This is a genomic window from Providencia sp. wls1916, assembly GCF_009706585.1.
Lineage (GTDB): Bacteria > Pseudomonadota > Gammaproteobacteria > Enterobacterales > Enterobacteriaceae > Providencia > Providencia lanzhouensis.
In genome coordinates this window covers 52,500-76,464 of record NZ_WLUL01000011.1, presented here as the reverse complement: position 1 = coordinate 76,464, position 23,965 = coordinate 52,500, and the positions used below count along the sequence as shown (strand labels likewise).

The window sequence follows — 23,965 nt, the reverse complement described above, 5'->3', positions numbered from 1 at the left end:
GCCCATAAATTAGAATCGAGGTATAGATATCATCATAAAATGCAAATATTCATCAGTGTAATGGGTACATGTAACTTATTAAAGTCAGCATCATTCCGATAAAAATAATAAAACAATTTCAAGAATAAATCATAATAAATCTCTTCTATAAACGCGTTTGAATCTCATTATCAGATTAATTTTTAATTATTTATTTATTAGATAATTAACCTTATTTGAAGCATAGCCACGATCAATACCAATGAAGTCTGATATCTAACCTCTGCATACTTTCATTACATAAACATAATAAAAATCATTACGTTATAGAAATATAGTTATGCCACTAATTTTTAGGTGAAATTTTAGCCTGATTTTTACTCCCTTATATAGGCAAAAACATCATGAAAATTATAAATATCAGACGTAAATTCCAATAATCAGTAACAACGCACTTCCAAGCATTTAACGCTCAAAAAATTAAGTTTGACATTATTATTGGAATCGCGTATCAATAAATACAGATTATTTGAAATTAAAAGAGAGACAGTTAACCATGACATCTTCTATCCGCCTACTAAGCCTACTACTACTCGCAGCCAATTTGCGCGGTATGCTTATGGATGGAAAGTAAAACAAATACTGTCCACAAACATAAAGAAGCCCGCGCAACCAGCGGGTTTTTTTATGCCTGCGGCTAGATGGGAATCCAACAAACAGAATTAAAAACAACAAAATTTAGTCTATGAGGAACGCATTATGAGCAACCAAGTTATCATCTTCGACACAACCTTACGTGATGGCGAACAAGCCTTGCAGGCCAGCTTATCAGTTAAAGAAAAATTACAAATTGCTTTTGCATTAGAGCGCTTAGGTGTCGATGTTATTGAAGCTGGGTTCCCTGTCTCATCCCCAGGTGATTTTGAATCTGTTCAAACTATCGCCCGTGAAATTAAAAATAGCCGTATCTGCGCATTAGCACGCTGTGTTGAGAATGATATTGATGTGGCAGCAGAATCATTGAAAGTGGCTGAAGCATTCCGTATTCATGTTTTCTTAGCGACATCCAATTTGCATATGCAGAAAAAGTTAAACAAAACGTTTGATGGCGTGATGGACATGGCAATTAACTCTATTAAACGAGCACGCCGCTACACTGATGATGTGGAATTTTCATGTGAAGACGCCGGTCGTACAGATATTGATAACTTATGTCGCATTGTCGAAGCTGCCATCGGCGCAGGCGCAACCACCATTAATATCCCAGACACTGTCGGCTACACTACCCCATATCAATTCGGTGGCATTATCTCTTCTTTATATGAGCGCGTACCTAACATTGATAAAGCCATCATCTCCGTTCATTGCCATGATGACTTAGGCATGTCAGTCGCTAACTCCATCAGCGCCGTTCAAGCTGGAGCTCGACAAGTGGAAGGTACCATTAATGGATTAGGCGAACGCGCAGGAAATACCGCATTAGAAGAAGTGATCATGGCGATTAAATTACGTGAACAGATGTTAGGTGTGCACACCAATATCAATCACAAAGAAATTTACCGTACCAGCCAGTTAGTTAGCCAATTATGCAATACCCCAATCCCTGCTAATAAAGCGGTTGTGGGCAGCAACGCATTCGCGCACTCATCAGGGATCCACCAAGATGGCGTGTTAAAGAATCGCGAAACTTACGAGATTATGACCCCTGAATCCATCGGCTTAAAAGAGCAACAATTAAACTTAACGTCCCGTTCAGGTCGCGCCGCCGTTAAACACCGTATGGAAGAGATGGGCTATAGCGAAGGTAAAGATTTTAATTTAGATGAGCTGTATACCGCATTCTTGAACTTAGCGGATAAAAAAGGGCAAGTATTTGATTATGATTTAGAAGCTTTAGCCTTTTTCGCGAAACAGCAAGACGAAACTGACCACTTTGTCATGGATTACTTTAGTACACAGTCAGGTTCAAGCATTGTTGCCACTGCGACCGTCAAAATGCAGTGTGGTGAAACAGAAAAATCAGAGGCGGCAACCGGAAATGGTCCTGTTGATGCTATCTATCAAGCGATTAGCAAAATCACAAACTACCCAATGAAATTGGTTTCTTACCAATTGTCCGCAAAAGGTCAGGGTGAAAATGCCTTAGGACAAGTGGATATCGTCGCTGAATGCTTTGGTCGTCGTTTCCACGGTATGGGATTAGCAACGGATATCGTTGAATCATCCGCAAAAGCCATGGTGCACGTATTAAATAGTATTTGGCGTGCAGAACAAGTCGAAAAAGAAAAACAAAAAATCTCTGACCAAGAATTACAAATTAATACAAAGGAAGCGGTGTAAACATGTCTACGAATTTTAATATTGCGGTATTAGCGGGCGATGGAATCGGCCCCGAAGTGATGGCTCAAGCTCATAAAGTCTTGAACTCAATTAGCAAGCGCTTTGCTATCACAATTTCAACCAAAGCCTATGATGTGGGTGGCGCCGCCATTGATAATCACGGCGAGCCATTACCGCAAGCAACAGTCAAAGGTTGTGAAGAAGCTGATGCCGTGTTATTCGGCTCAGTCGGTGGTCCAAAATGGGAACATTTGCCACCGGACAGCCAGCCTGAACGTGGTGCATTATTACCATTGCGTAAACATTTTAAATTATTCAGTAATTTACGCCCTGCTCGTTTATATCAAGCATTAGAAGCATTTTGCCCATTACGCGCCGATATTGCCGCTCAAGGGTTTGATATTTTATGTGTCCGTGAATTAACTGGCGGGATCTATTTTGGTCAGCCAAAAGGACGTAAAGGTGAAGGCGCTGAAGAATATGCTTTCGATACCGAAGTTTATCACCGCTATGAAATTGAACGCATTGCCCGTATTGCCTTTGAATCTGCGCGTAAACGTAGCCATAAAGTGACATCTATTGATAAAGCTAACGTTTTACAAAGCTCCGTATTATGGCGCGAAGTGGTTAACCAAATTGCCAAAGAGTACCCAGACGTTGAAGTGAACCATATGTATATCGATAACGCGGCGATGCAAATGATCAAAGCCCCTTCTCAGTTTGATGTGGTGCTGTGCTCGAACTTATTCGGTGACATTATTTCCGATGAGTGCGCCATGATCACAGGATCAATGGGTATGCTGCCTTCCGCCAGCTTAAATGCTGATGGCTTTGGCTTGTACGAGCCTGCTGGCGGTTCAGCGCCAGATATCGCAGGCAAAAATATTGCCAACCCAATCGCACAAATTTTATCAGCATCCATGTTATTACGCTTCAGTTTGAACCAAACGGAAGCGGCAGATGCTATCGAAAGAGCCGTGAATAAAGCATTAGAAAATGGCTATCGCACTGCGGATTTAGCAGGCAATGGTCAATCAATCAGTACCAGTGAGATGGGTGACATTATCGCCCGTTATATTGAAGAAGGGGTTTAACATGTCGAAGACTTTATACCAAAAATTATATGACGCTCACGTTGTCCGTGAAGTTGAAAACGAAATCCCTTTAATTTATATCGATCGCCATCTGGTACATGAAGTGACTTCACCGCAAGCGTTTGATGGTTTAAGAACCAAAAACCGCCCGTTACATCAACCAAGCAAAACATTTGCAACCATGGATCATAACGTGTCAACGCAGACTAAAGACATCAATGCCTGCGGCGATATGGCGCGAATTCAAATGCAAGAGTTGATGAAAAACTGCGAAGAGTTCGGCGTAACTTTATACGATTTAAACCATCCATATCAAGGTATTGTCCATGTTATGGGACCAGAGCAAGGTATCACTTTACCGGGTACAACCATCGTGTGTGGTGACTCTCATACTGCCACTCACGGCGCATTCGGCGCATTAGCTTTTGGGATTGGAACATCCGAAGTTGAACACGTCATGGCGACTCAAACTTTGAAGCAAGCGCGTGCCAAAACCATGAAAATTGAAGTGGTGGGTAAAGCGCCTGCTGGGATCACGGCAAAAGATATCGTCTTAGCTATCATTGGTACAACAGGTAGCGCAGGTGGAACAGGCTACATTGTCGAATTCTGCGGTGACGCGATTGAAGATTTGAGCATGGAAGGTCGCATGACCGTCTGTAATATGGCGATTGAATTAGGCGCTAAAGCCGGCATTATCGCTCCCGATGAAACCACCTTTAATTATATGAAAGGTCGCCAATTTGCACCGAAAGGCCAAGATTGGGATGATGCTGTCGCGTATTGGAAAACGTTAAAAACCGATGATGATGCGAAATTTGACAAAGTGATCACCATCCAAGCCGAGACTATTGCCCCGCAAGTCACTTGGGGTACCAACCCAGGGCAAGTGATCGCTATTAACCAACTGATCCCTGCTCCAGAATCGTTTGTCGACCCCGTCGAACGCGCTTCTGCGGAAAAAGCCTTGGCGTACATGGGATTGGAATCAGGTATTAAGTTATCCGACGTGAAGATTGATAAAGTTTTTATTGGCTCTTGCACTAACTCACGTATTGAAGATTTACGCGCTGCGGCTGCCATTGCTAAAGGTAAAAAAGTCGCGTCTGGCGTACAAGCCATTGTGGTACCGGGTTCAGGGCCCGTCAAAGCCCAAGCGGAACAGGAAGGCTTGGATAAAATCTTTATCGATGCGGGCTTCGAATGGCGCTTACCGGGCTGTTCAATGTGCTTAGCGATGAACAACGACCGCTTGAATCCGGGTGAACGCTGCGCATCCACCAGCAACCGTAACTTTGAAGGTCGCCAAGGTCGAGCGGGTCGTACCCACTTAGTCAGCCCTGCAATGGCTGCTGCCGCTGCGATTAACGGTCATTTTGCTGATGTCCGTGACATTCAAATCTAAAGGAGAAAACCATGGATAAGTTTATTAAGCATGTTGGGATTGTCGCCCCTTTAGATGCCGCAAACGTCGACACCGATGCCATTATTCCAAAACAATTTTTGCAGAAAGTGACGCGCACAGGCTTTGGTCAGCACTTATTTAATGACTGGCGTTTTTTAGATGATAAAGGTCAGCAACCTAACCCTGATTTTGTCTTGAACAAACCGGTATTTAAAGGCGCTAGCATTCTGTTAGCCCGTGAAAACTTTGGTTGTGGTTCATCTCGCGAACACGCGCCGTGGGCATTAACCGATTTCGGTATCCAAGTGGTTATTGCACCAAGTTTCGCCGATATTTTTTACGGTAACTCGTTTAACAATCAGCTGTTGCCAATCAAATTAAGCGAACAGCAAGTGGATGAGATGTTCAGCTATGTGAACAGCCACGAAGGCTGCCAGTTTACTGTCGATTTAGAAGCGCAAACCGTCACCGCCGGCGAGAAAGTGTATACTTTCGAGATTGACAGCTTCCGCCGTCATTGCATGATGAATGGCTTAGACAGCATCGGCTTGACGTTACAGCACGTTGACCAAATCAAGGATTACGAGCAAAAGCTCCCTGCCTTTATGAATTAATCCCCAGCCCACTTCGGTGGGCTTTTTCTTGCCTATTTGTATTCATAAAAGTAGAACTCAACTCCAATAAACCGTACCAACCAATAAATCCTTCCCCATTAATTCCTAATATGCAATTATTCAATTAATTGCCTTTTTATATTTTTCAAAATAGTTCGCGTTGTGGCAAGGCGGCAAAATGAGGATATCTTGGGGAGCATACTTTAGTATGTGACCTGAGTAGCCGAGTGAAGCCAACGCAGTCACAGCGTGAAATATGAAGAAAAATAGGAGCATACATAAGTATGTGACTAGGATTAGTTTGTGAAGCCAACACAGTCACAACGTGAAATATGAAGAAAAAAGAAAAAAAGCCGATATGCATTCACATACCGGCTGGTAAAAATACCATTACTCAATAAAAGGGGGAGTAAACCTGCAACAGACAGGTCAATAGAGCTACTTACTGCCCCCTATTATCTACGGAATATAGGATATTAAAATTGATGCAATTTATTCTGGAGTTCCTCTTTTATGTCTAATTCTCGATTACAAACGCAATTTGTACGCTTGTGGCAGCATTTTCAGGGAAAAAACAGTGAAACCACATTGCAAGATATTGCCGATATTTTGTTTTGCTCTCGCCGTCATGTTCGCACCCTGCTCAATAATATGCAGTCCCATGGCTGGCTCAGTTGGCAAGCAGAATCAGGACGAGGAAAACGCTCCACATTAATTTTTCATATCAATGGATTAGAGCTACAACAAGCACAGGCTGAGCAGCTTTTAAAAGAAGAAAGTATTGAAAAACTCGTGGCGCTCGTTGGCGATAAAGAGACTATCCGCCAAATGGTCTTATCTGAGCTTGAGCGAAGTTATCGACAAGGTAAAAACTTACTGCGCATCATTTATTACCGTGATTTTCCTAACTTACTTCCTGGCACCCCAATGCGCCGCTCTGAAATCCACTTAATGAGCCAGATATTTAATGGATTAACTCACTTAAATGAGGAAAAAGGGGAAGTGGAAGATGGTATTGCTCACCACTGGCAAGCCATTAACGAACAACATTGGCGCTTTTATTTACGTCCAGCTATCTATTTCCATCATGGACGTGAAATGCAAGTCGAGGATATTATCCACTCGTTATTACGATTAAAGCAATGCTGGCCGTTATTCTCACATATTCACTCGGTCACTTCTTCGCAGCCTTATGTGATTGACGTCCATCTGAGCCATCCTGATACGCAATTTCCTTGGTTACTCGGTAGCCCACATGCCGCCATTCTCCCAAAAGAGTGGGAAACCATCAGCGGCTTTAGTCAGCGCCCTATTGGTACGGGTCCTTATGAAGTCGAAACCAATATCCCGCAGAAACTCACCATCAGCGCTTTTGACCGCTATTTTGGTTATCGCGCATTGTTAGATGAAGTGACCATTTGGGTGGTTCCCGAACTTTCTGAGCAGATGGTATGTACCACATTAAAAATGGATGGAGATAAGCGCCACAATGACTCCCTTGAAAGCCGCATGGAGGAAGGTTGCTATTTTCTGTTATTCGACCAACGCTCCGACATTTCTCAACGGGAAGATGTGCGTAAATGGCTGTGCAGCTTTTTAACTCCCGTCAACCTACTGGCGCACTGTGAATCCTTCTATCAGCGCCACTGGGCGCCTGCTTACGGGTTATTGCTTCATTGGCATCACAGTAAAATGCTTTCCCCGCGAACCAAACCTGAAGATTTAACTGAGCTAACTGTCACTTTTTATCGCCATCATCATGAATTCTATGCCATTAGCCAAATCATGAAGCGAGTATTAGAAACTCAGGGCGTGACGCTTAAAATTAATATCGTTGATTATGATGATTGGTTTAATGGAGATGCTAAAAGCGATATCTGGCTCTCCACCGCCAACTTTTATAAGCCTCTTGAATTTTCTATCTTCGCTACGTTGTACGAGATGCCGCTATTGCGTCAATGTTTGGGGAAAAACCTCGATGAAGAGTTACAACTTTGGCGCCAGCAAAAATTGGATGTGGAATCTTGGTGTGAGGGCTTGATTGATTCCCAAATCTTCCACCCAATTTTTCATCACTGGTTAGAGCTACAAGGGCAAAGAACGATGCGGGGGGTTCGTATGAATACTTTTGGCTGGTTTGACTTTAAATCAGCTTGGTTTAAGCCAACTGAGGATAATGCACAGAATTGATGATAGTTATAAACAGTTAGAGTGAGCAAAATGGATTTTATTCACTTTTTCTGTGGATATCCATGTGAACAACCAGATAGTAATCAGGGTATATCCCAACTGTTCATTTCTAACAAAAAATCACACTAAAAAATAAAACATTATAAATCATAGTAATAAATGAATTTCACACCAGATATCCACTGTGAGTTTTTCCGTGTTTTTTTGTTAGGAGTTCAACTGAGCAAAGATCAATCAATGCATGTTTTATCCACAAGGAATGTACTTAACTTACTCGCTTTTTGTGACGAGCTTCAATAAATGACATTAGTCAAGGCTGTAAATGCACACAGTAATCGCAGTTTTTCACAGTTATCCAGAAATCCTGTGGATAACCTAGTGCATGATCCTGTGATTATCTTGGGATGAAGTTGAATAACCTTAAATATTCATAATCCCGTCTGTGATTATTATCTAATATCCATATATATATCATGAAGTTAAATACGGTGACTAAAAAGTGTTATACTCACCCTATCTTGTGACCATTTTCTTGGTTATTTTTTAAACACAATGAAGTTCAGTCGACTATGTCTTTTATACCGCCTTCACCACCAGAAAATGAAACCGTCTTATTAGCGCGAGCCCAAGCCCTTGCTGGCTATACGCTTGGTGAGCTAGCAACTATTGCAGGTATCCCAATTCCCCCGATCTTAAACGAGATAAAGGCTGGGTCGGGACATTGTTAGAGTTTTTTTTAGGTGCGACCGCAGGCAGTAAAGCCGAACAGGATTTTGCAGATATTGGCGTGGAGCTTAAAACAATCCCAATCGATCGCCATGGCGCACCATTAGAAACGACATTTGTCTCTGTCGCACCACTCACGGGCAATAGTGGTCTAACATGGGAAAATAGCCATGTACGCCGCAAATTATCTCGCATTTTGTGGTTTCCGATTGAAGGTGAGCGTCAAATACCACTTGCCCAGCGACGTATTGCTAACCCTCTGATTTGGAGCCCTTCTGCGCTTGAAGAACAACTTTTACGCCAAGATTGGGAAGAGTTAATGGATTTAATTGTGCTGGGAAAAGTCGAAACCATCACGGCTCGTCACGGACAAGTTTTACAGATTCGCCCCAAAGCGGCGAATAATAGAGCACTAACCGAAGGTATAGGAGAATTTGGACAGCCTATAATGACATTACCGAGAGGTTTCTATTTAAAAAAAGATTTTACGGGTCCATTATTAGCGCGGCACTTTAACCTCGGTTAATTGATCAAGGCATCGCCTGTGCCAAACAGACGATTTTTTATTCCATTTTTAAGGCAATAAGATGTTTGAGTGGTTCTTAGATCCCCATGCTTGGATGGCATTGGCAACATTAACAATTTTGGAAGTCGTACTGGGTATCGACAATATAATTTTCTTAAGTATTGTCGTCAGCAAATTGCCCGCCCATCAACAAAATAGCGCCAGACGTATTGGGTTAATCGCTGCAATGGGAATGCGTTTGGCACTACTAGCATCTATTGCTTGGCTAGCTCGCCTCACCACGCCACTCTTCACATTAGCTGAACATACCGTTTCCGCCCGCGATTTAATTTTGTGTGCCGGTGGCTTATTCCTCATTTGGAAATCGAGTCAGGAGATTTTCGATACCATTGAAGGGGAAGACGATGAGGGGATAGCCCAGAAAAAAGTCACTTCATTCTGGGGAGCCATTATGCAAATCGCAATTTTAGATATTATCTTCAGTTTAGATTCGGTGATCACTGCCGTGGGGCTATCTGACCATCTGTTTATTATGATGGCAGCAGTGATTATGGCGGTCATGATCATGATGTTCGCCGCGAAACCTATTGGTGATTTTGTGGAGCGCTATCCTTCCGTCAAAATCCTCGCACTCTCTTTCTTGATCCTTGTGGGCTTCACTTTGTTACTTGAAAGTGTTCAGGTACATGTATCAAAAGGCTATATCTATTTTGCTATGTTCTTCTCCATGTCAGTGCAAATGCTTAATATTCTGCGCAGCAAAAAGTGGAAAATGAAAAACAAGCAATAAATGAAAAATAAATAGTCATAGCCAAGTTAGCGTAAGGCGTCCTTTGCTGCTGCAATAGCGCCTTCCACCGCTTTTTTAGCTTGAGGGCTGTTTTTCCAACAACTTGACCCCGTTAGTGCAGCACCCGAAATTAAAATTTCATCATAAGAAGCTTCACTTAACTGCGCTAAAGACGAAAACCCCATTTGTTCTAATCGGCTAATGACCGTTGATCCAACACCCTTCACTGCTAATAGAATTTGCTTTTCTGAGTCTGAAAATGGCATAAATCATCCTTTTGGCTGTAAAACAGCCGTAATTGAGCGTATATTTTGTAATTAACCTATTTCTTAATCTAAAATTCTGAGCGGTCTATAACAGGTTGAGTTACCTGCCCTATATATCTGTTTTAGCAAATAGGAAATAACAACGGTAAAGTCATTGACGACTCGCGATAGAAACTAACATGTCGCACTAAAAATTCTATCTTGTAGGTATTTATTATGTATAGCAACAAAATATCCAATACTCGCCATATGTCGATGACATTATCTGATGGGCGCCTTTTGTGTTGGTATGAATCAGGCCCTGAACAGGGGTTCCCCGTGATTTTTTGTACTGGCGCAGGGATGAGCGGTACACTGGGCTTTGGTATTGACCGTCTTGATGAGCTAAATATTCGCTTAATCACCCCTGAACGTGCAGGACTGGGTCAATCCACCTTTGATGAGCATAAATCCCTACAACGCTTTGCTCAAGATATTCAAGAACTTCTGAATGCTCAAAAATTGCCGTCATTTTCCGTTATCGGTTTCTCTCAAGGTGCCGTTTTCGCCATGGCACTCGCCCGCTACGCTTCCCCTGTTTCATTATCACTTGTGTCAGGGCAAGACCAATTTGAGTTTCCAGCAATCCGAGCACAATTAAAGCAAGATGTCATTAATATGCAGGAACAAGCCATTCATACCCCCGAGGCTTTATCAGAATGGTTGATGCGCAATGTGACTTCACAATGGTTACTGGCGTTTATTCTTAACTGTAGCGCAGAGGTAGACCAGCAGGTTTATAGCGAAGAGAGCTTCTTAGCCGCCTACAGTGACTGTATGGAACGTGCATTTATGCAAGGTAACCAAGGCTATGTTCAAGATCTCTTAATCGCCCTACAGTCTTGGCAGTTCAATCCTGAAGATATCCGCTGCCCTGTCGCGCTGTGGTATGGTGAGCAAGATGTGAGTTCTGTGCATTCCCCTGATTTTGGCAAAACACTGGCTCAACGCTTTCCTGATAGCGAACACTTTTTGTTCTCTCATGAAGGCGGCTCAGTTCTGTGGACACAAGCCTATTCCATTCTTGCCCAATTGAAAGAACACCGTTTTTAAGTATGAAACATCGCTTTTAGGTATAAAAAAAGGTGCCCAATGAAACATTAGGCACCTTAAATAACGGATTAAAACTTATTTCTTAGACGCTTGGATATATAACAGTTCCAATGCAATCGTTGCTGCAGCTAATGCCGTAATTTCTGATTGGTCATAGGCTGGTGCGACTTCCACCACATCCATCCCAACAATATTCAGTGACTTAATGCCACGCAGTAGTTTTAACGCTTTATCAGATGTTAACCCACCAATCACTGGCGTACCGGTTCCTGGTGCAAAGGCAGGATCCAGACAGTCAATATCAAACGTCAGATAAACGGGCATATCACCCACGATCTGTTTGATTTGAGCAACCATGTCATCAACACCACGGTCATTCGCTTGAGCGGCATCCAATACCGTGAAACCGTTGTCAGTATCATGTTCAGTACGAATACCAATCTGCACAGAATGATTTGGATCGATCAGACCTTCTTTTGGCGCATGATAGAACATGGTGCCGTGGTCATACAGACTGCCATTACCGTATGTGTCAGTGTGCGCATCAAAATGCACTAACGCCATTTTACCGAAATGCTTCGCGTGGGCGCGCAGTAATGGCAATGTCACAAAGTGATCGCCACCAAACGTTAAGCAACGTTTACCGGATTCCAACAGCTTTTCAGTGTGAGCTTGCAGTTTATCGCACATATCTTGCGCGTCACCAAATGCAAACACCACATCACCGCAGTCAACCACGTTGAGTTTGTTTTTTAATTTAAAATCCCACGGCCAACGGTGGCTTTCCCACGCAAGGTTCGTGGAAACCTGACGAATAGCAGCAGGTCCATGACGGCTACCCGCACGTCCTGAGGTTGCCATATCAAATGGAACACCCGTGATCACCCAATCAGCATCGGAGCTGTATGGTTGGAAATTTAACGGAAAACGTAAAAAACCAAATGCGTTTGAAACCAGTGAATTATCAACCTGATTTCCTAATGTGCTATTAATCATCACTGTTCCTTAATCATTCATCTTCTAAGTAAGTGTAACCGTACAACCCACTTTCAAACTCGTTCACAAAATCTTTTTGCAGCTCGTCACTCAGCCCAGTGCCTTTCACTTGCTCAATAAAGCTTTCTAACAGCACTTCAGGAACCAGCTTCACGTATTGCAGCATATCGGCAACTGAATCGCCCTCTTCACTTTGCAAGTAACGAATGCTGCCTTGGCTATCAACCCACACATCAATGGCGGCAGTATCGCCGAATAAGTTGTGCATGTTGCCTAAAATTTCTTGGTATGCCCCAATCATAAAGAAGCCAATCATCGGTGGATTTTCTGGATCATACGCTGGCATTGGCATGGTGGTTTCCACTCCATCACCGTCAACATAATGATCAATAATACCATCTGAGTCACAAGTGATATCTAATAATACCGCGCGTCTGTCTAACGGTTTATCTAAACCTTCAATTGGCAAGACTGGGAACACTTGGTCAATACCCCAAGCATCAGGGAGCGATTGGAACAGCGAGAAATTCACATAGAATTTATCCGCCATACGCTCTTGCAGCTCATCAATAATTGGGCGATGGGCGCGGTTGCTAGGGTCTAAATCTTGCTGAATACGGCGACAGATATTTAAGTATAGCTCTTCTGCCCATGCGCGTTGTGTTAAGTCCAACACGCCATGCGCATACTGGGTATGTGCTTCTTGCAAGTCAAACTGGCTATCGTGCAACCATTCACGCAGAGAACGGCTATTGCCTTGATGCTGCATGGATTCCCACGTTTCCCATAACGAAACCAGTGAACGTGGTGCGTCTTCGCTCGGAGGTGTGGTTTTGGTGAATTCGTTACGCTCAACCCCAATCACGTTAGAGACTAGCACGGTATGGTGAGCGGTCAATGCACGCCCAGACTCCGTGATCACTGTTGGGTGTGGCAAGTTAAATTCTTCACACGCATCGCCAATCGCCCAAATCACGTTGTTCGCGTATTCGTTCAAGCCATAGTTAACCGAACAATCTGACTGAGAACGCGTACCTTCATAGTCAACGCCTAAACCACCGCCCACGTCAAAGCACTGAATGTTGACACCTAATTGATGCAACTCGACGTAGAAACGGGCTGACTCACGAACACCTGTCGCGATATCACGAATATTCGCCATTTGAGAGCCTAAATGGAAGTGCAATAATTGCAGGCTATCCAAACGGTTCGCATTACGTAAAATTTCGACTAATTGCAGAACTTGTGTTGCTGCCAATCCAAATTTAGATTTTTCACCACCACTCGCCTGCCATTTACCTGAACCTTGGGATGCTAAACGAGCACGAACACCTAAGCGAGGCGTCACTTCCAGCTTCTGGGCTTCTTCAAGTACCATCTCGATTTCAGACATTTTTTCGATAACCAGGTACACTTTGTGACCCAATTTTTCGCCAATTAGTGCCAGACGAATATATTCGCGATCTTTATAACCGTTACACACAATCACAGTGCGAGTGCGACCTGCGTTGGCTAATACAGCCATTAACTCCGCTTTTGAACCCGCTTCTAACCCTAAAGGCTCGCCAGAATTCACTAGAGATTCAATCACACGGCGTTGTTGGTTAACTTTAATTGGGTAAACTAAAAAATAGTCTCCCTTATAACCATAAGATTCGCGCGCACGTTGAAACGCTGCGTTAATTGAACGCAAACGGTGTTGCAAAATTTGAGGGAAACAGAACAGTGCAGGTAAACGTAAATGTTCCTGTTCTTCTTTAACTTGGTAGACTAAATCAGCTAAATCAACAAAGGTGTCAGGGTTTTCAGGATTCGGGCAAACACAGACATTTCCGCGCTCATTCACCTGATAGTAACCACCGCCCCAATACGCAATATTGTAAGTTTGGCGCATCTTGCGAGCGATATTATCATTCATAATAAACTCCTAGTATGGAGGGGTGAGTGATGCGTTCTCCTTCCAGACAAGCAGCGACCAAGCGCATGATGCAACTGGGCAGTAATGTCAGGGAAACAGCGATACTCAGATTGTAATTAAAAGTGCTTAGAACTTCTAAACGGTGACAATATATATCCACAGACTTAGCAGATTACTCTTTGAGATTACTGACTAAGCATTAAGGATCTATGATAGGTATGACGGTAACTTCGCGATGAAGTCAACATAGACAGGAAAGTAAAAGCCAATGTCACACGGCGATCCGCGTAAGACGGTTGGATACTGTTATTCAGCAGATTATGGATCATCGCCCATTAACCCCCAATATAACTGTTTTCCCCTTAAAAATTTTAATTAATATTAAAATTCAACCGGTTATAAACATTCCTGATAGAAAGCAGACTCATGGCTGACCTGCTGGTATATAGCGGGAAATTAGAACCATCCGCTACGGTCGCAGTTTATACCTCGAATAGCCCCAAAATGCAAAAGCAAATTATCTAAAATTTCACATTTACAATAAAACTAACTGAATTAACCATTTATGCGCTTATCATTTTAGGCTTAAAAACAGGTAGAAATTATTCATTGAAAAGTCTAGAATAGCCGTCTAGATGTTAAAACATCCAACTATAATGTTCTTTGAATTCTTAAGGTATTAATCTCATGTCTACACACCTCTTTACTTCTGAGTCCGTATCAGAAGGGCATCCTGATAAAATTGCAGACCAAATTTCTGATGCGGTCCTTGATGCTATTCTTGAACAAGACCCAAAAGCGCGCGTAGCTTGCGAAACCTATGTCAAAACCGGCATGGTCATGGTTGGTGGTGAAATCACTACCAGTGCATGGGTCGATATTGAAGAAATTACGCGTAAAACCGTTCGTGAAATCGGTTATACCAGTTCAGACATGGGCTTTGATGCCAACTCTTGCGCAGTATTAAGCGCAATTGGTAAACAATCACCAGACATCAACCAAGGTGTTGACCGTGCAGATCCTTTAGAACAAGGTGCTGGCGACCAAGGTCTCATGTTTGGTTATGCAACTAACGAAACTGACGTATTAATGCCAGCACCGGTGACTTATGCACACCGTTTAGTGCAGCGCCAAGCTGAAGTCCGCAAAAATGGCACACTGCCATGGTTACGCCCTGATGCGAAAAGCCAAGTTACCTTCCAATACGATGACAACAAAATTGTCGGTATTGACGCGGTAGTTCTGTCCACACAGCACTCAGAAGATATTGACCAAAAAGCTTTACACGAAGCGGTAATGGAAGAGATCATCAAACCAGTTCTGCCTGCTGAATGGTTATCTCCAGCCACTAAATACTTCATCAACCCAACAGGTCGTTTCGTTATCGGCGGACCAATGGGTGACTGCGGTTTAACGGGTCGTAAAATTATCATTGATACTTACGGCGGTATGGCTCGTCACGGTGGTGGTGCATTCTCTGGTAAGGATCCATCAAAAGTTGACCGTTCTGCTGCCTATGCTGCGCGTTATGTTGCAAAAAACATCGTTGCTGCTGGTCTAGCTGACCGTTGTGAAATCCAAGTTTCTTATGCTATCGGTGTCGCAGAGCCTACCTCTATCATGGTAGAAACTTTCGGTACTGGTAAAGTTGACGAAGCATTGCTAGTGAAATTAGTCCGCGAATTCTTTGATTTACGTCCTTACGGCCTGATTCAAATGCTGGATTTATTACACCCAATGTACCAACAAACAGCTTCTTACGGTCACTTTGGTCGCCCACAATTCCCGTGGGAAAAAACCGACAAAGCGGCACAACTGCGCGAAGCTGCTGGTCTATAATTTTCGCTAACGGTCACTGACGCTAAGCGTAAAAATCAGCTTAAAAAACCCATCTTAATGATGGGTTTTTTTGTATCTAAAATTGCTCACTGATGTGATGAGTTAAATAACTTTTCTATTCGCCTCATATTTTGGGTCGAATAATCCCATTAATTGACTCATTCATCTTGATTGCTTTTCGGTGCATTGAAACTTACTTTTCAGTACGTTGAAATAACTGGAAAATGGCCATTCCTGCTATCATTGCCAACGCAAACAAAATACCTTGAGTCAGCCCCATACCGGTTAATAAAATGGCAGGTCCCGGGCAAATTCCCCCAAGTCCCCAACCTAAACCGAACAACACGCTGCCTATCACTAATTTTTTATCAATAACTTTACTGGTTGGGATCTGCAATGGGCAATTCAGTACACTCGTTTTGCGCTTTTTCACTAACTGGAATGCGATACCGCTTATCACCATTGCCACTGCCATGGTAACCAACAAAGAGGGATCCCAATTCCCCGTGATATCCAGAAATGCCAAAATTTTTGCGGGATTACCCATACCAGCTAGTAGTAAGCCCAGTCCAAATAAAATACCGGAAACTAACGCGATAATAATTGGCATTACTTTATCCCCTTAACCCAAAGTGGTTAATCACAGCGACCGTGATAAATGCCACCAGCATAAAAACAACGACCGCCACCATGGAACGACGGGAAAATCTCGCCATGCCACAAATGCCATGCCCACTGGTACAACCGCTACCTAATCGTGTCCCAAAGCCCACTAACAACCCCGCAGCTATCAGTAATGGCGTGCTCGTTGCGATAGTGACTTCTGGCGTATACACAAAGGTAATAAACAGCAATGGCGCAACTAAGATCCCGACAATAAACGCCAGTTTCCATGCTGTGTCCCCTTTAGTGGGTTTAAGGACTCCCACTAAAATCCCGCTGATCCCTGCAATTCGCCCATTAAAAATCAATAATATTGCCACAGCTAAACCAATCAACACACCGCCAATCGCCGCAGAGCCTGGCGTAAAATGCGCCCAATCAATCGTCATTTTAATTCCCCTTCACAGGACAATAGAGTTGATACAACGTATTGAGTAAGGTGAATAATTTCTCATCCGCAATAGAGTAATAGATTCGCTTACCTTCTCGACGCGTCGCGACTAATCCTTCATTTCTTAATACGGTTAACTGCTGGGATAACGTCGGCTGCACAATCCCTAACGAGGCTTCTAAATCACTCACACAAGCCTCGCCTTGTGTTAACTGGCACAGCAATAATAATCGGTCTGGATTCCCGAGTGTTTTTAATAATGACGCAGTTTGCGTTGCTGCTTGAGTCATTGCTAAAAGCAGCTGTTCTGAGTTTGATTGTTCACTCTTTGACATCATTGGATCTCTTGTTACTATGTATAATATTATACTATTTAATAATATATGTTTTGATATATTGAATGTCAATTATCACTTGTTGTTACTATATGACTTCACGTATTCTTGAGGACATGAAAACAATCCGAGTACCCATTCTGCTTCAACAGCGAGTGATGAAAACCCTACGTGAAAAGCTCGCGTTAGCTGAAGAAAAACTGGAACAGAAATTTCCAGAGCCCGCTATCAACTATAAACAGCGTGGAACCACCGCGGGCAGCGCCTATTTAAAAGATTGGGAAATTCGCGTTAATCCTACGTTGTTAATTGAAAATCCAGACAATTTTGTGGACGAAGTGATCCCCCATGAGCTCGCCCACTTGCTGGTTTACCGTGTATTTGGACGTAAAGGGGTCGCCCCTCATGGCAATGAGTGGAAATGGATGATGCAGACTGTTTTAGGGGTAACGGCGAAACGGACTCACAACTTTGCGGTGACCAGCGTCAAAAGCCAAACTTTTCGTTATCTTTGTGGTTGCGACACAATTCATGAACTTACCATTAGAAGACATAACAAAGTTGAGCGCGGGGAAAATCAGTATTTATGTCGAAAATGCGGGGAAATTCTCAAGCGAGAAATTGAGCCAGCGGCAGAGTGTTAATTCCCTGCCGCATCAAGAGGTAGAACCGAACTTAAGCGAACTCCGTCATCACTAATTTCGCGATTTCAAAGTAAATAATCAAGCCAGTACCATCAATAAATGTCGCGATAAATGGCGCAGAAACCACCGCTGGGTCAACCTTCAGCTTCTTCAGAACCATTGGAATAATAGAAGAAACAATCGCACTCCACACGGTAATAGCCACAATCGTTAAGCTCACCACGATAGTCACTTCATGACCCACACCTAAGATCCAAGCACGAATTAACGCCGCGCCACCAATGGTGACAGCCACTAAGAACGAGGTTGACACTTCTTTTTTCAATACCGCACCGAGGTTACGTAAACTCACCTCCCCCAACGCCATCGCTCTCACGAGGGTCGATGTGATCTGAGTTCCGCTGTTTCCGCCGGTACCAATCAATAATGGAATAAAGAACGCCAGTGAAATAGCGGCTTCAAGTTGCTCTTCGAACGCTTTTAGCACGGTTCCAGTATAGGCTTCCGCCACAAACAACATTAATAACCACACAACACGCTTACGCCATAAAGTGACTGGACTGGTGGTTAAATACGGCTCTTCGAGTGGCGTAGTAGCCCCCTGCAATTGTGCATCGAGGGTATTTTCGTCTTCAATAAGTTCTGCGATATCTTGAGGACGTAATACACCCATTAACTTGCCGAACTGAACAACAGGGATCATATCCAAACCACTATGATTAATTAAATCATAAACATCATGGCGTGATTGTTCAGGGGAAACAGAGAAATAATTGTGGCGCATAATATCCGACACTAATAAATCTTCTGCTGAGGCAAGTAATGATTTAACGGACAGAATTCCATTTAAATAGTTTTCACTATCTACGACAAATAAATACGTTGGAATTTGTTCGCCTTCGAGATGTTCAATAAGACTTTTCTTCACACATGCCACAGAGTCGGCAACCGATACTGGCAAATATGATTGGCTCATATAAGCGTGAACAGTTGAATCATCAATTTTAGTTGGCTGTGATTGATTAGACTTTTGACGAGCGTCTTTCATCGCGGACTGTGCAATAGCTACTGCACCCGCTTTGTTCTGGGTAGAAAATGACATTTTTTTAGTCCCTATTACTGTTGTTTACTCAAACAGTACTCACATAGGGGCGAAACCAGATGAGAGAATGCGATTGCTATCTCTTCGTCTCGGTTTTAGCACTATACAACGTATCCTGAATCAATCAGGAAGTTACATGGGGATATACCTTCGGTCGATATATCCTGTCCTAATCTTGGGCGTCTCTCGACGTCGTCAGATCAGTAACCTATGTTTGTATAGGAGCCTCGCCTAACGAGTTACTGCACTTTGGATGCGGCGCGAATTATACCCACTGAGTGTTCAATTACCACCCTTTTACCCCTCTCTTTTTTTAATAGCCCACCCTCGTTTAAGTTTTGTTTAAGTTAATGTATATCAAGAATTCACCGTGTAACCATTTGTAACTTTAATAGAAACTTATATTATTCATAATACATAAAGTCATAATCACGCTATAAATTACTTTATTATTTTTTGATTATCTTTTGCCGCTAAAATACATGGATTAATAAACAAAAAAGCCACCTTATTTATATTCATAATAAGATGGCAATTAATGAGGCATTTAATTTTATATTATCGAAAATCGATTAAGCGATTTCTGTGTCGCCTTGTAATTGGCAACTGCACGCTAAAACATAGCCATTAGCAATTTCGTCTGCGGTTAATGTCATGGTGCTACTGGTTGTATAATTCCCCGAAAGCACTTTGGTTTTACAGCTACCACATACCCCTGCGCGACACGCGGCAATCATCGGTTGTTTATTCTGTTCTAACGCAGACAAAAGCGATGTTCCCACCGGTACAGTGAAATTCGCTAAACGGTGACGAATTTTTAAGTTCAGTACCTCTTCACTCACGGCTTCATCACCACCAGTAGTAAAGCGCTCCATAAAGAAGTGATCCGCTGGCACGCCTAGTGCCTTAGAAAATTCCTGCACATTTTTCATATATGGAACAGGCCCGCAAGTCATTACCACTCGCCCATGAATATCCGGTACTAACTCCAGCAATTTTTCTTGGCTTAAACGACCTTGTGCAACACCGCCGTTATCAGGTGTTTCAGGCATGATGCACAGTTGCAAACGTTGCGGATATTGCTGCACTAATCTTTGCCACTCATTGGCAAAAATAACCTGCTTTTCATCTCGCACATTAAACAGCACTTTGACATCCGTTTCAGGGCGATTCGCCATCAACCAACGGGTCATCGACATAATCGGCGTGACACCACAACCCGCTGCTAACATTAAATATTGGTGGCTTTGAACATTGGCACAAGTAAACTCCCCTTGCGCCTCAGACAACCAAAGATAATCCCCTGGTTTTACTGCTCCAGTCAGCCAACAAGAGCCTGTCCCCTCGTCTAATCGTCTCACTGTAATGGAGATAAAACGGCTTTGCCCCGGCGATGAAGACAAGGTGTAAGCACGCATCACGTCATCACTGTTTTTGATACTCACCAGCGCATACTGTCCTGGTTCATATTGGTAAAAATCATGATTAATCAGATTAATAGTCCAAACATCTGGGGTTTCCTGCACAATCGAGTGAATTTGCATTCTGTTCGGACATAGGCTTGTTGGCATGGTCATGGGTTACTCCTTGCAAGGGGGAAAGCCGCTTCCCCCTTGGTTTCCATCAAATTACGCAGGCAGGATTTCCGCCAGATCTTGTTCAACCGTGGTAATGCTGCGCATACCGAATTTTTCATTCAGAATATTCAGCAGATTTTCGGTTAAGAAGCCCGGAGCCGTTGGACCGGTGTAAATGTTTTTCACACCCAGAGCAAGCAGGGTTAACAAGATCACAATGGCTTTTTGCTCGAACCAAGAGAGAATCAGGCTCAGCGGTAAGTCATTCACACCACAACCTAATTTCTCTGCTAAGTTCACCGCTAACATAATGGCAGAATAGGCATCGTTACATTGACCCACATCCAGTAAACGCGGTAAGCCTTCTAAGGTACCAAAGTCCAATTTGTTGAAACGATATTTACCGCAAGCTAGCGTTAAAATCAGGCAGTCTTTCGGTACGCTGCGAGCGAAATCCGTGTAGTAACTGCGCTCACCACGGCTACCGTCACAACCACCGACTAAAAATACGTGGCGTAATTTTTTCTGAGCAACAAGATCAATCACCGCATCCGCAGCGCCCAGCAGGGTTTGACGACCAAAACCGACGGTAATTTTGTGTTCGATTTCAGTGTATGGGAAGCCCGCCATTTCCTGCGCTTGCGCTATCATTTCCGCAAAACTGTCGCCTGTAATGTGTTTCACACCCGGCCAACCCACAATGCTGCGAGTCCAGATACGTGCTTTATACTCACCCACATCAGGGTCGATAATGCAGTTAGAGGTCATTAAAACAGGGCCCGGGAACTTAGCAAATTCCACTTGCTGATTCTGCCAGCCACTGCCGTAGTTACCCACTAAATGAGGGTATTTTTTCAGTTCAGGATAACCATGAGCAGGCAGCATTTCACCGTGAGTGTAAATATTAATGCCTGTGCCTTCGGTCTGTTCTAACAACATTTTTAAATCTTTCAGGTCGTGACCTGAAATCAAAATACATTTACCGGCAACTGGGCGCACGTTAACTTCCGTTGGAACTGGATGACCAAATTCTCCGGTTTCACCTGCATCCAGAATTTCCATGATTTTGAAGTTCATCATGCCGATAGCCATTGCATTGTCGAGCAGCTCATTCATATCCGCTGGCAATGTGCCTAACCACGCCATAATTTCATGGTATTGAGCATAAATCTGGTTATCAAACTGACCTAAAACGTGAGCATGCTCCATATACGCCGCCGCACCCTTCAAGCCATACAGGCACAGCATACGTAAACCATGAATATCATCGCCAATTTGCGCTTTATCGACATCTAACGCAAATTGTGCCGCTTGCTGTTGCAGAGTCGCAATATCCTGCCCTGCTAATTGCAGGTTGATTAGCGGGTGATTAAATGCCACTGCGCTATTCACTGACAGGCAGTGTTTGATTAATTTATCACGCAGATAAATGGCTTCACGGGCATAACCGATAATACGTTCAGAATCGAAGTTAACGTTGGTCAATGTAGAGAAGAAAGCGCGCGGTGCGAAACTGTCCACATCATGATCAATAATGCCCAGTTCACGAGCCACCACCGCACTTGCAGATAAGCTTTGCAGGACAGCAACTAATAAATCTTGCAGGTCTGAAGTTTCAGCGGTTTTACCGCACATACCTTGCGAATAAGCGCAGCCATTGGTTGCTGGAGTTCTAATTGTTTGTTCACATTGCACACAATACATGGAGGAAACCTCTTTAAGTTGCATTTCATATACAACATTAAGATTACCCCTTTTAAATAAATAGAAAAGCACCTTAAAATTCTATTTGCAGGTTTGTTGATCTACATTAACTTTCACTATAAATAAGAATTATTCAATGTTGTAAAATAGGCAGTTTCACTAAGCCCAGTTGATTTTTTGCTGGGGTTTCAAAGCAGTATTGCTATACTATGTTTATCATTCATACTTCATAAGTTATTGTTGTTAAATCATTTTAAGAGAATCAAAAAGCGATGATGCAGGCTAATTCGACTCCAAAATCAGACAACAAAACCCATTTTAGTTTTTTACGTCACGTGAAAGAATCCGATAAAACACCACTCAAAGTGCTTGTTTTAGCGGCTATTATTGGTGCCGTCGTTGGGCTGATAGGCTCCCTGTTTATGCTAGGGACTGAGTGGGTCAGCAATATTCGTATCGCATCTGTTAACCAATATGTCACCAACAAATGGTTGGTGATTCCTACCATGTTTGTGGCTTCCGCCCTATTAGCCATGCTTGGCTACTATTTGGTTAAACGCTTTTCACCTGAAGCGGGAGGCTCTGGGATCCCAGAAATCGAAGGGGCACTGCAAGATTTGCGCCCTGTCCGTTGGTGGCGAGTGATCCCAGTGAAATTTATCGGTGGGTTAGGTACGTTAGGCTCCGGCATGGTGCTCGGTCGTGAAGGTCCCACCGTGCAACTGGGGGCGAACATTAGCCAAATGTTTTATGACCTATTTCGCCTCAAAGATAATGAATCTCGCCATACATTATTGGCTGCGGGTGCCGCTGCAGGCCTTTCTACCGCCTTTAATGCCCCATTAGCGGGGATACTGTTTATCATCGAAGAGATGCGCCCACAATTTAAATACAGCCTTATTTCCATCAAAGCCGTGTTTATTGGCGCCGTCAGTGCCACCATTGTCTTTCGCCTAATTAATGGCGAAGCCGCGGTATTAAACATTGGGCAATTCTCCTCTGCCCCCATGGAAACCCTGTGGTTATATCTGATTTTAGGCATGTTATTTGGAATTGTGGGCATTGGCTTTAACCGCTTCTTGCTCTATCTGCAAAGCCTATTTTTAGCTTTCTACCAAAATAAAGTATCACGGTTTGTTTTGATGGGTGGTTTGATTGGGGGTAGCTGTGGCGCTATCGGTGTATTTGCGCCAGAAGTTGTGGGTGGCGGCTATAGCGTGATCCATCAAATGGTCGCCAATAGCTTTACTATCACCATGCTGATGGTCTTTTTTGCCCTGCGCTTTTTAACCTCAACCATCAGCTTTAGTTCTGGTGCGCCAGGTGGGATTTTCTCGCCGTTATTAGCCCTTGGCACGCTATTTGGAGGCATTTATGGTTATGCGGCACTGGAGCTGTTCCCAAATTATTCGATTGAAGTCGGTACCTTTGCAATAGCCGGCATGGGAGCGTTGTTTGCCGCGACAGTGCGTGCGCCATTAACGGGCATTGTCTTAGTGTTGGAAATGACCAATAACTATCAATTGATTTTACCGATGATTATTACCTGTATTGGCGCAACAATGGTGGCACAATTCTTAGGGGGTCGACCACTTTATTCTGTGCTGCTCGAAAAAACCTTAGAGCGCAGCGAAAAACAAGCAGCAGCGTCCAAGCCCTAAAATTCATTTTTCCCTAACCATAGAACGCATAATGGGTTGCCTAGGCAACCCATTATGTTGATGACAAAGAGGGATAAAAGCGTGGTTTTTCCCTCTTTGTGTTATCAGGCGAA

Annotated in this window: 19 protein-coding genes, 1 pseudogene and 1 riboswitch; of the genes and pseudogenes, 11 read left to right on the top strand and 9 right to left on the bottom strand. The window is 43.3% G+C overall.

The window, feature by feature from the left end:
• Positions 1 to 738: 738 nt before the first annotated feature.
• The 7 genes and pseudogenes from leuA to GKR61_RS07120 all read left to right on the top strand — a co-directional run bounded on the left by leuA (position 739) and on the right by GKR61_RS07120 (position 9,664).
• Complete coding sequence (gene leuA, locus GKR61_RS07150) at positions 739 to 2,319, top strand: 2-isopropylmalate synthase (RefSeq protein WP_036951213.1); 1,581 nt, start codon at positions 739 to 741, stop codon at positions 2,317 to 2,319.
• A 2-nt stretch (positions 2,320 to 2,321) separates the two neighbouring features.
• A complete protein-coding gene (leuB, locus tag GKR61_RS07145) occupies positions 2,322 to 3,413 on the top strand; it encodes a 3-isopropylmalate dehydrogenase (RefSeq protein WP_036951214.1) in 1,092 nt (363 codons plus the stop codon).
• 1 nt (position 3,414) lies between these two features.
• Positions 3,415 to 4,818: a 3-isopropylmalate dehydratase large subunit gene (gene leuC, locus GKR61_RS07140; RefSeq protein ID WP_154600052.1), complete on the top strand. Its 1,404-nt coding sequence runs from the start codon at positions 3,415 to 3,417 to the stop codon at positions 4,816 to 4,818.
• Between the two features lie 11 nt (positions 4,819 to 4,829).
• The gene (gene leuD, locus GKR61_RS07135) at positions 4,830 to 5,432 is read left to right on the top strand and encodes a 3-isopropylmalate dehydratase small subunit (protein WP_036951216.1); all 603 of its coding nucleotides are present in this window, start codon (positions 4,830 to 4,832) and stop codon (positions 5,430 to 5,432) included.
• A 513-nt stretch (positions 5,433 to 5,945) separates the two neighbouring features.
• Positions 5,946 to 7,622, top strand: a complete 1,677-nt coding sequence (sgrR, locus tag GKR61_RS07130) for an HTH-type transcriptional regulator SgrR (protein WP_154600053.1) — start codon at positions 5,946 to 5,948, stop codon at positions 7,620 to 7,622.
• Between the two features lie 569 nt (positions 7,623 to 8,191).
• Positions 8,192 to 8,874 (top strand): annotated as a pseudogene (gene mutH, locus GKR61_RS07125) (DNA mismatch repair endonuclease MutH).
• A gap of 61 nt (positions 8,875 to 8,935) precedes the next feature.
• The gene (locus GKR61_RS07120) at positions 8,936 to 9,664 is read left to right on the top strand and encodes a TerC family protein (protein WP_036951219.1); all 729 of its coding nucleotides are present in this window, start codon (positions 8,936 to 8,938) and stop codon (positions 9,662 to 9,664) included.
• Between the two features lie 26 nt (positions 9,665 to 9,690).
• On the opposite strand, the gene GKR61_RS07115 is transcribed toward GKR61_RS07120, so the two are convergent.
• Positions 9,691 to 9,930 carry a Pathogenicity locus gene (locus GKR61_RS07115; RefSeq protein WP_036951220.1) on the bottom strand — a complete coding sequence of 80 codons (240 nt, stop codon included), beginning with the start codon at positions 9,928 to 9,930 and terminating at the stop codon, positions 9,691 to 9,693.
• A 216-nt stretch (positions 9,931 to 10,146) separates the two neighbouring features.
• On the opposite strand from GKR61_RS07115, the gene GKR61_RS07110 reads away from it, so the two are divergent.
• Positions 10,147 to 11,022: an alpha/beta fold hydrolase gene (locus tag GKR61_RS07110; protein WP_036951221.1), complete on the top strand. Its 876-nt coding sequence runs from the start codon at positions 10,147 to 10,149 to the stop codon at positions 11,020 to 11,022.
• A gap of 75 nt (positions 11,023 to 11,097) precedes the next feature.
• Here GKR61_RS07110 and speB read toward each other — a convergent pair whose 3' ends face one another.
• Both speB and speA read right to left on the bottom strand, forming a co-directional pair.
• Positions 11,098 to 12,018 (bottom strand): agmatinase, encoded by a 921-nt coding sequence (gene speB / locus GKR61_RS07105; RefSeq protein WP_006815030.1) that lies wholly within the window; start codon positions 12,016 to 12,018, stop codon positions 11,098 to 11,100.
• Between the two features lie 13 nt (positions 12,019 to 12,031).
• Positions 12,032 to 13,936, bottom strand: coding sequence for a biosynthetic arginine decarboxylase (gene speA / locus GKR61_RS07100; RefSeq protein ID WP_036951222.1), 1,905 nt, complete (start codon positions 13,934 to 13,936; stop codon positions 12,032 to 12,034).
• A gap of 687 nt (positions 13,937 to 14,623) precedes the next feature.
• Between speA and metK the strand changes: the two genes are divergently transcribed.
• On the top strand, positions 14,624 to 15,775 hold the full coding sequence (gene metK, locus GKR61_RS07095; protein ID WP_154639692.1) for a methionine adenosyltransferase: 1,152 nt from the start codon (positions 14,624 to 14,626) through the stop codon (positions 15,773 to 15,775).
• 193 nt (positions 15,776 to 15,968) lie between these two features.
• On the opposite strand, the gene GKR61_RS07090 is transcribed toward metK, so the two are convergent.
• From GKR61_RS07090 to GKR61_RS07080, 3 genes are read right to left on the bottom strand one after another with little or no spacing between them, the layout of a single operon-like run.
• Positions 15,969 to 16,385 carry a DUF6691 family protein gene (locus GKR61_RS07090; protein WP_036951223.1) on the bottom strand — a complete coding sequence of 139 codons (417 nt, stop codon included), beginning with the start codon at positions 16,383 to 16,385 and terminating at the stop codon, positions 15,969 to 15,971.
• Positions 16,386 to 16,389: 4 nt separating this feature from the next.
• Positions 16,390 to 16,827, bottom strand: a complete 438-nt coding sequence (locus GKR61_RS07085) for a YeeE/YedE family protein (RefSeq protein WP_154639691.1) — start codon at positions 16,825 to 16,827, stop codon at positions 16,390 to 16,392.
• A gap of 1 nt (position 16,828) precedes the next feature.
• The gene (locus GKR61_RS07080; RefSeq protein WP_036951248.1) at positions 16,829 to 17,164 is read right to left on the bottom strand and encodes an ArsR/SmtB family transcription factor; all 336 of its coding nucleotides are present in this window, start codon (positions 17,162 to 17,164) and stop codon (positions 16,829 to 16,831) included.
• Between the two features lie 116 nt (positions 17,165 to 17,280).
• Between GKR61_RS07080 and GKR61_RS07075 the strand changes: the two genes are divergently transcribed.
• Complete coding sequence (locus tag GKR61_RS07075) at positions 17,281 to 17,808, top strand: SprT family zinc-dependent metalloprotease (protein ID WP_148444781.1); 528 nt, start codon at positions 17,281 to 17,283, stop codon at positions 17,806 to 17,808.
• Between the two features lie 31 nt (positions 17,809 to 17,839).
• On the opposite strand, the gene GKR61_RS07070 is transcribed toward GKR61_RS07075, so the two are convergent.
• The 3 genes from GKR61_RS07070 to hcp form a co-directional block, all read right to left on the bottom strand.
• Complete coding sequence (locus GKR61_RS07070; protein ID WP_036951226.1) at positions 17,840 to 18,910, bottom strand: magnesium transporter; 1,071 nt, start codon at positions 18,908 to 18,910, stop codon at positions 17,840 to 17,842.
• 73 nt (positions 18,911 to 18,983) lie between these two features.
• Positions 18,984 to 19,156, bottom strand: a riboswitch (M-box (ykoK) riboswitch).
• A gap of 326 nt (positions 19,157 to 19,482) precedes the next feature.
• Entirely contained in the window at positions 19,483 to 20,487 is a 1,005-nt protein-coding gene (hcr, locus tag GKR61_RS07065) for an NADH oxidoreductase (RefSeq protein WP_154600055.1), read from the bottom strand.
• A gap of 51 nt (positions 20,488 to 20,538) precedes the next feature.
• Positions 20,539 to 22,191, bottom strand: coding sequence for a hydroxylamine reductase (gene hcp / locus GKR61_RS07060; RefSeq protein WP_108478294.1), 1,653 nt, complete (start codon positions 22,189 to 22,191; stop codon positions 20,539 to 20,541).
• Between the two features lie 272 nt (positions 22,192 to 22,463).
• Here hcp and clcA point away from each other — a divergent pair, with 272 nt between their 5' ends.
• Positions 22,464 to 23,852 carry a H(+)/Cl(-) exchange transporter ClcA gene (clcA, locus tag GKR61_RS07055; protein ID WP_154600056.1) on the top strand — a complete coding sequence of 463 codons (1,389 nt, stop codon included), beginning with the start codon at positions 22,464 to 22,466 and terminating at the stop codon, positions 23,850 to 23,852.
• The last annotated feature ends 113 nt before the right edge of the window (positions 23,853 to 23,965 follow it).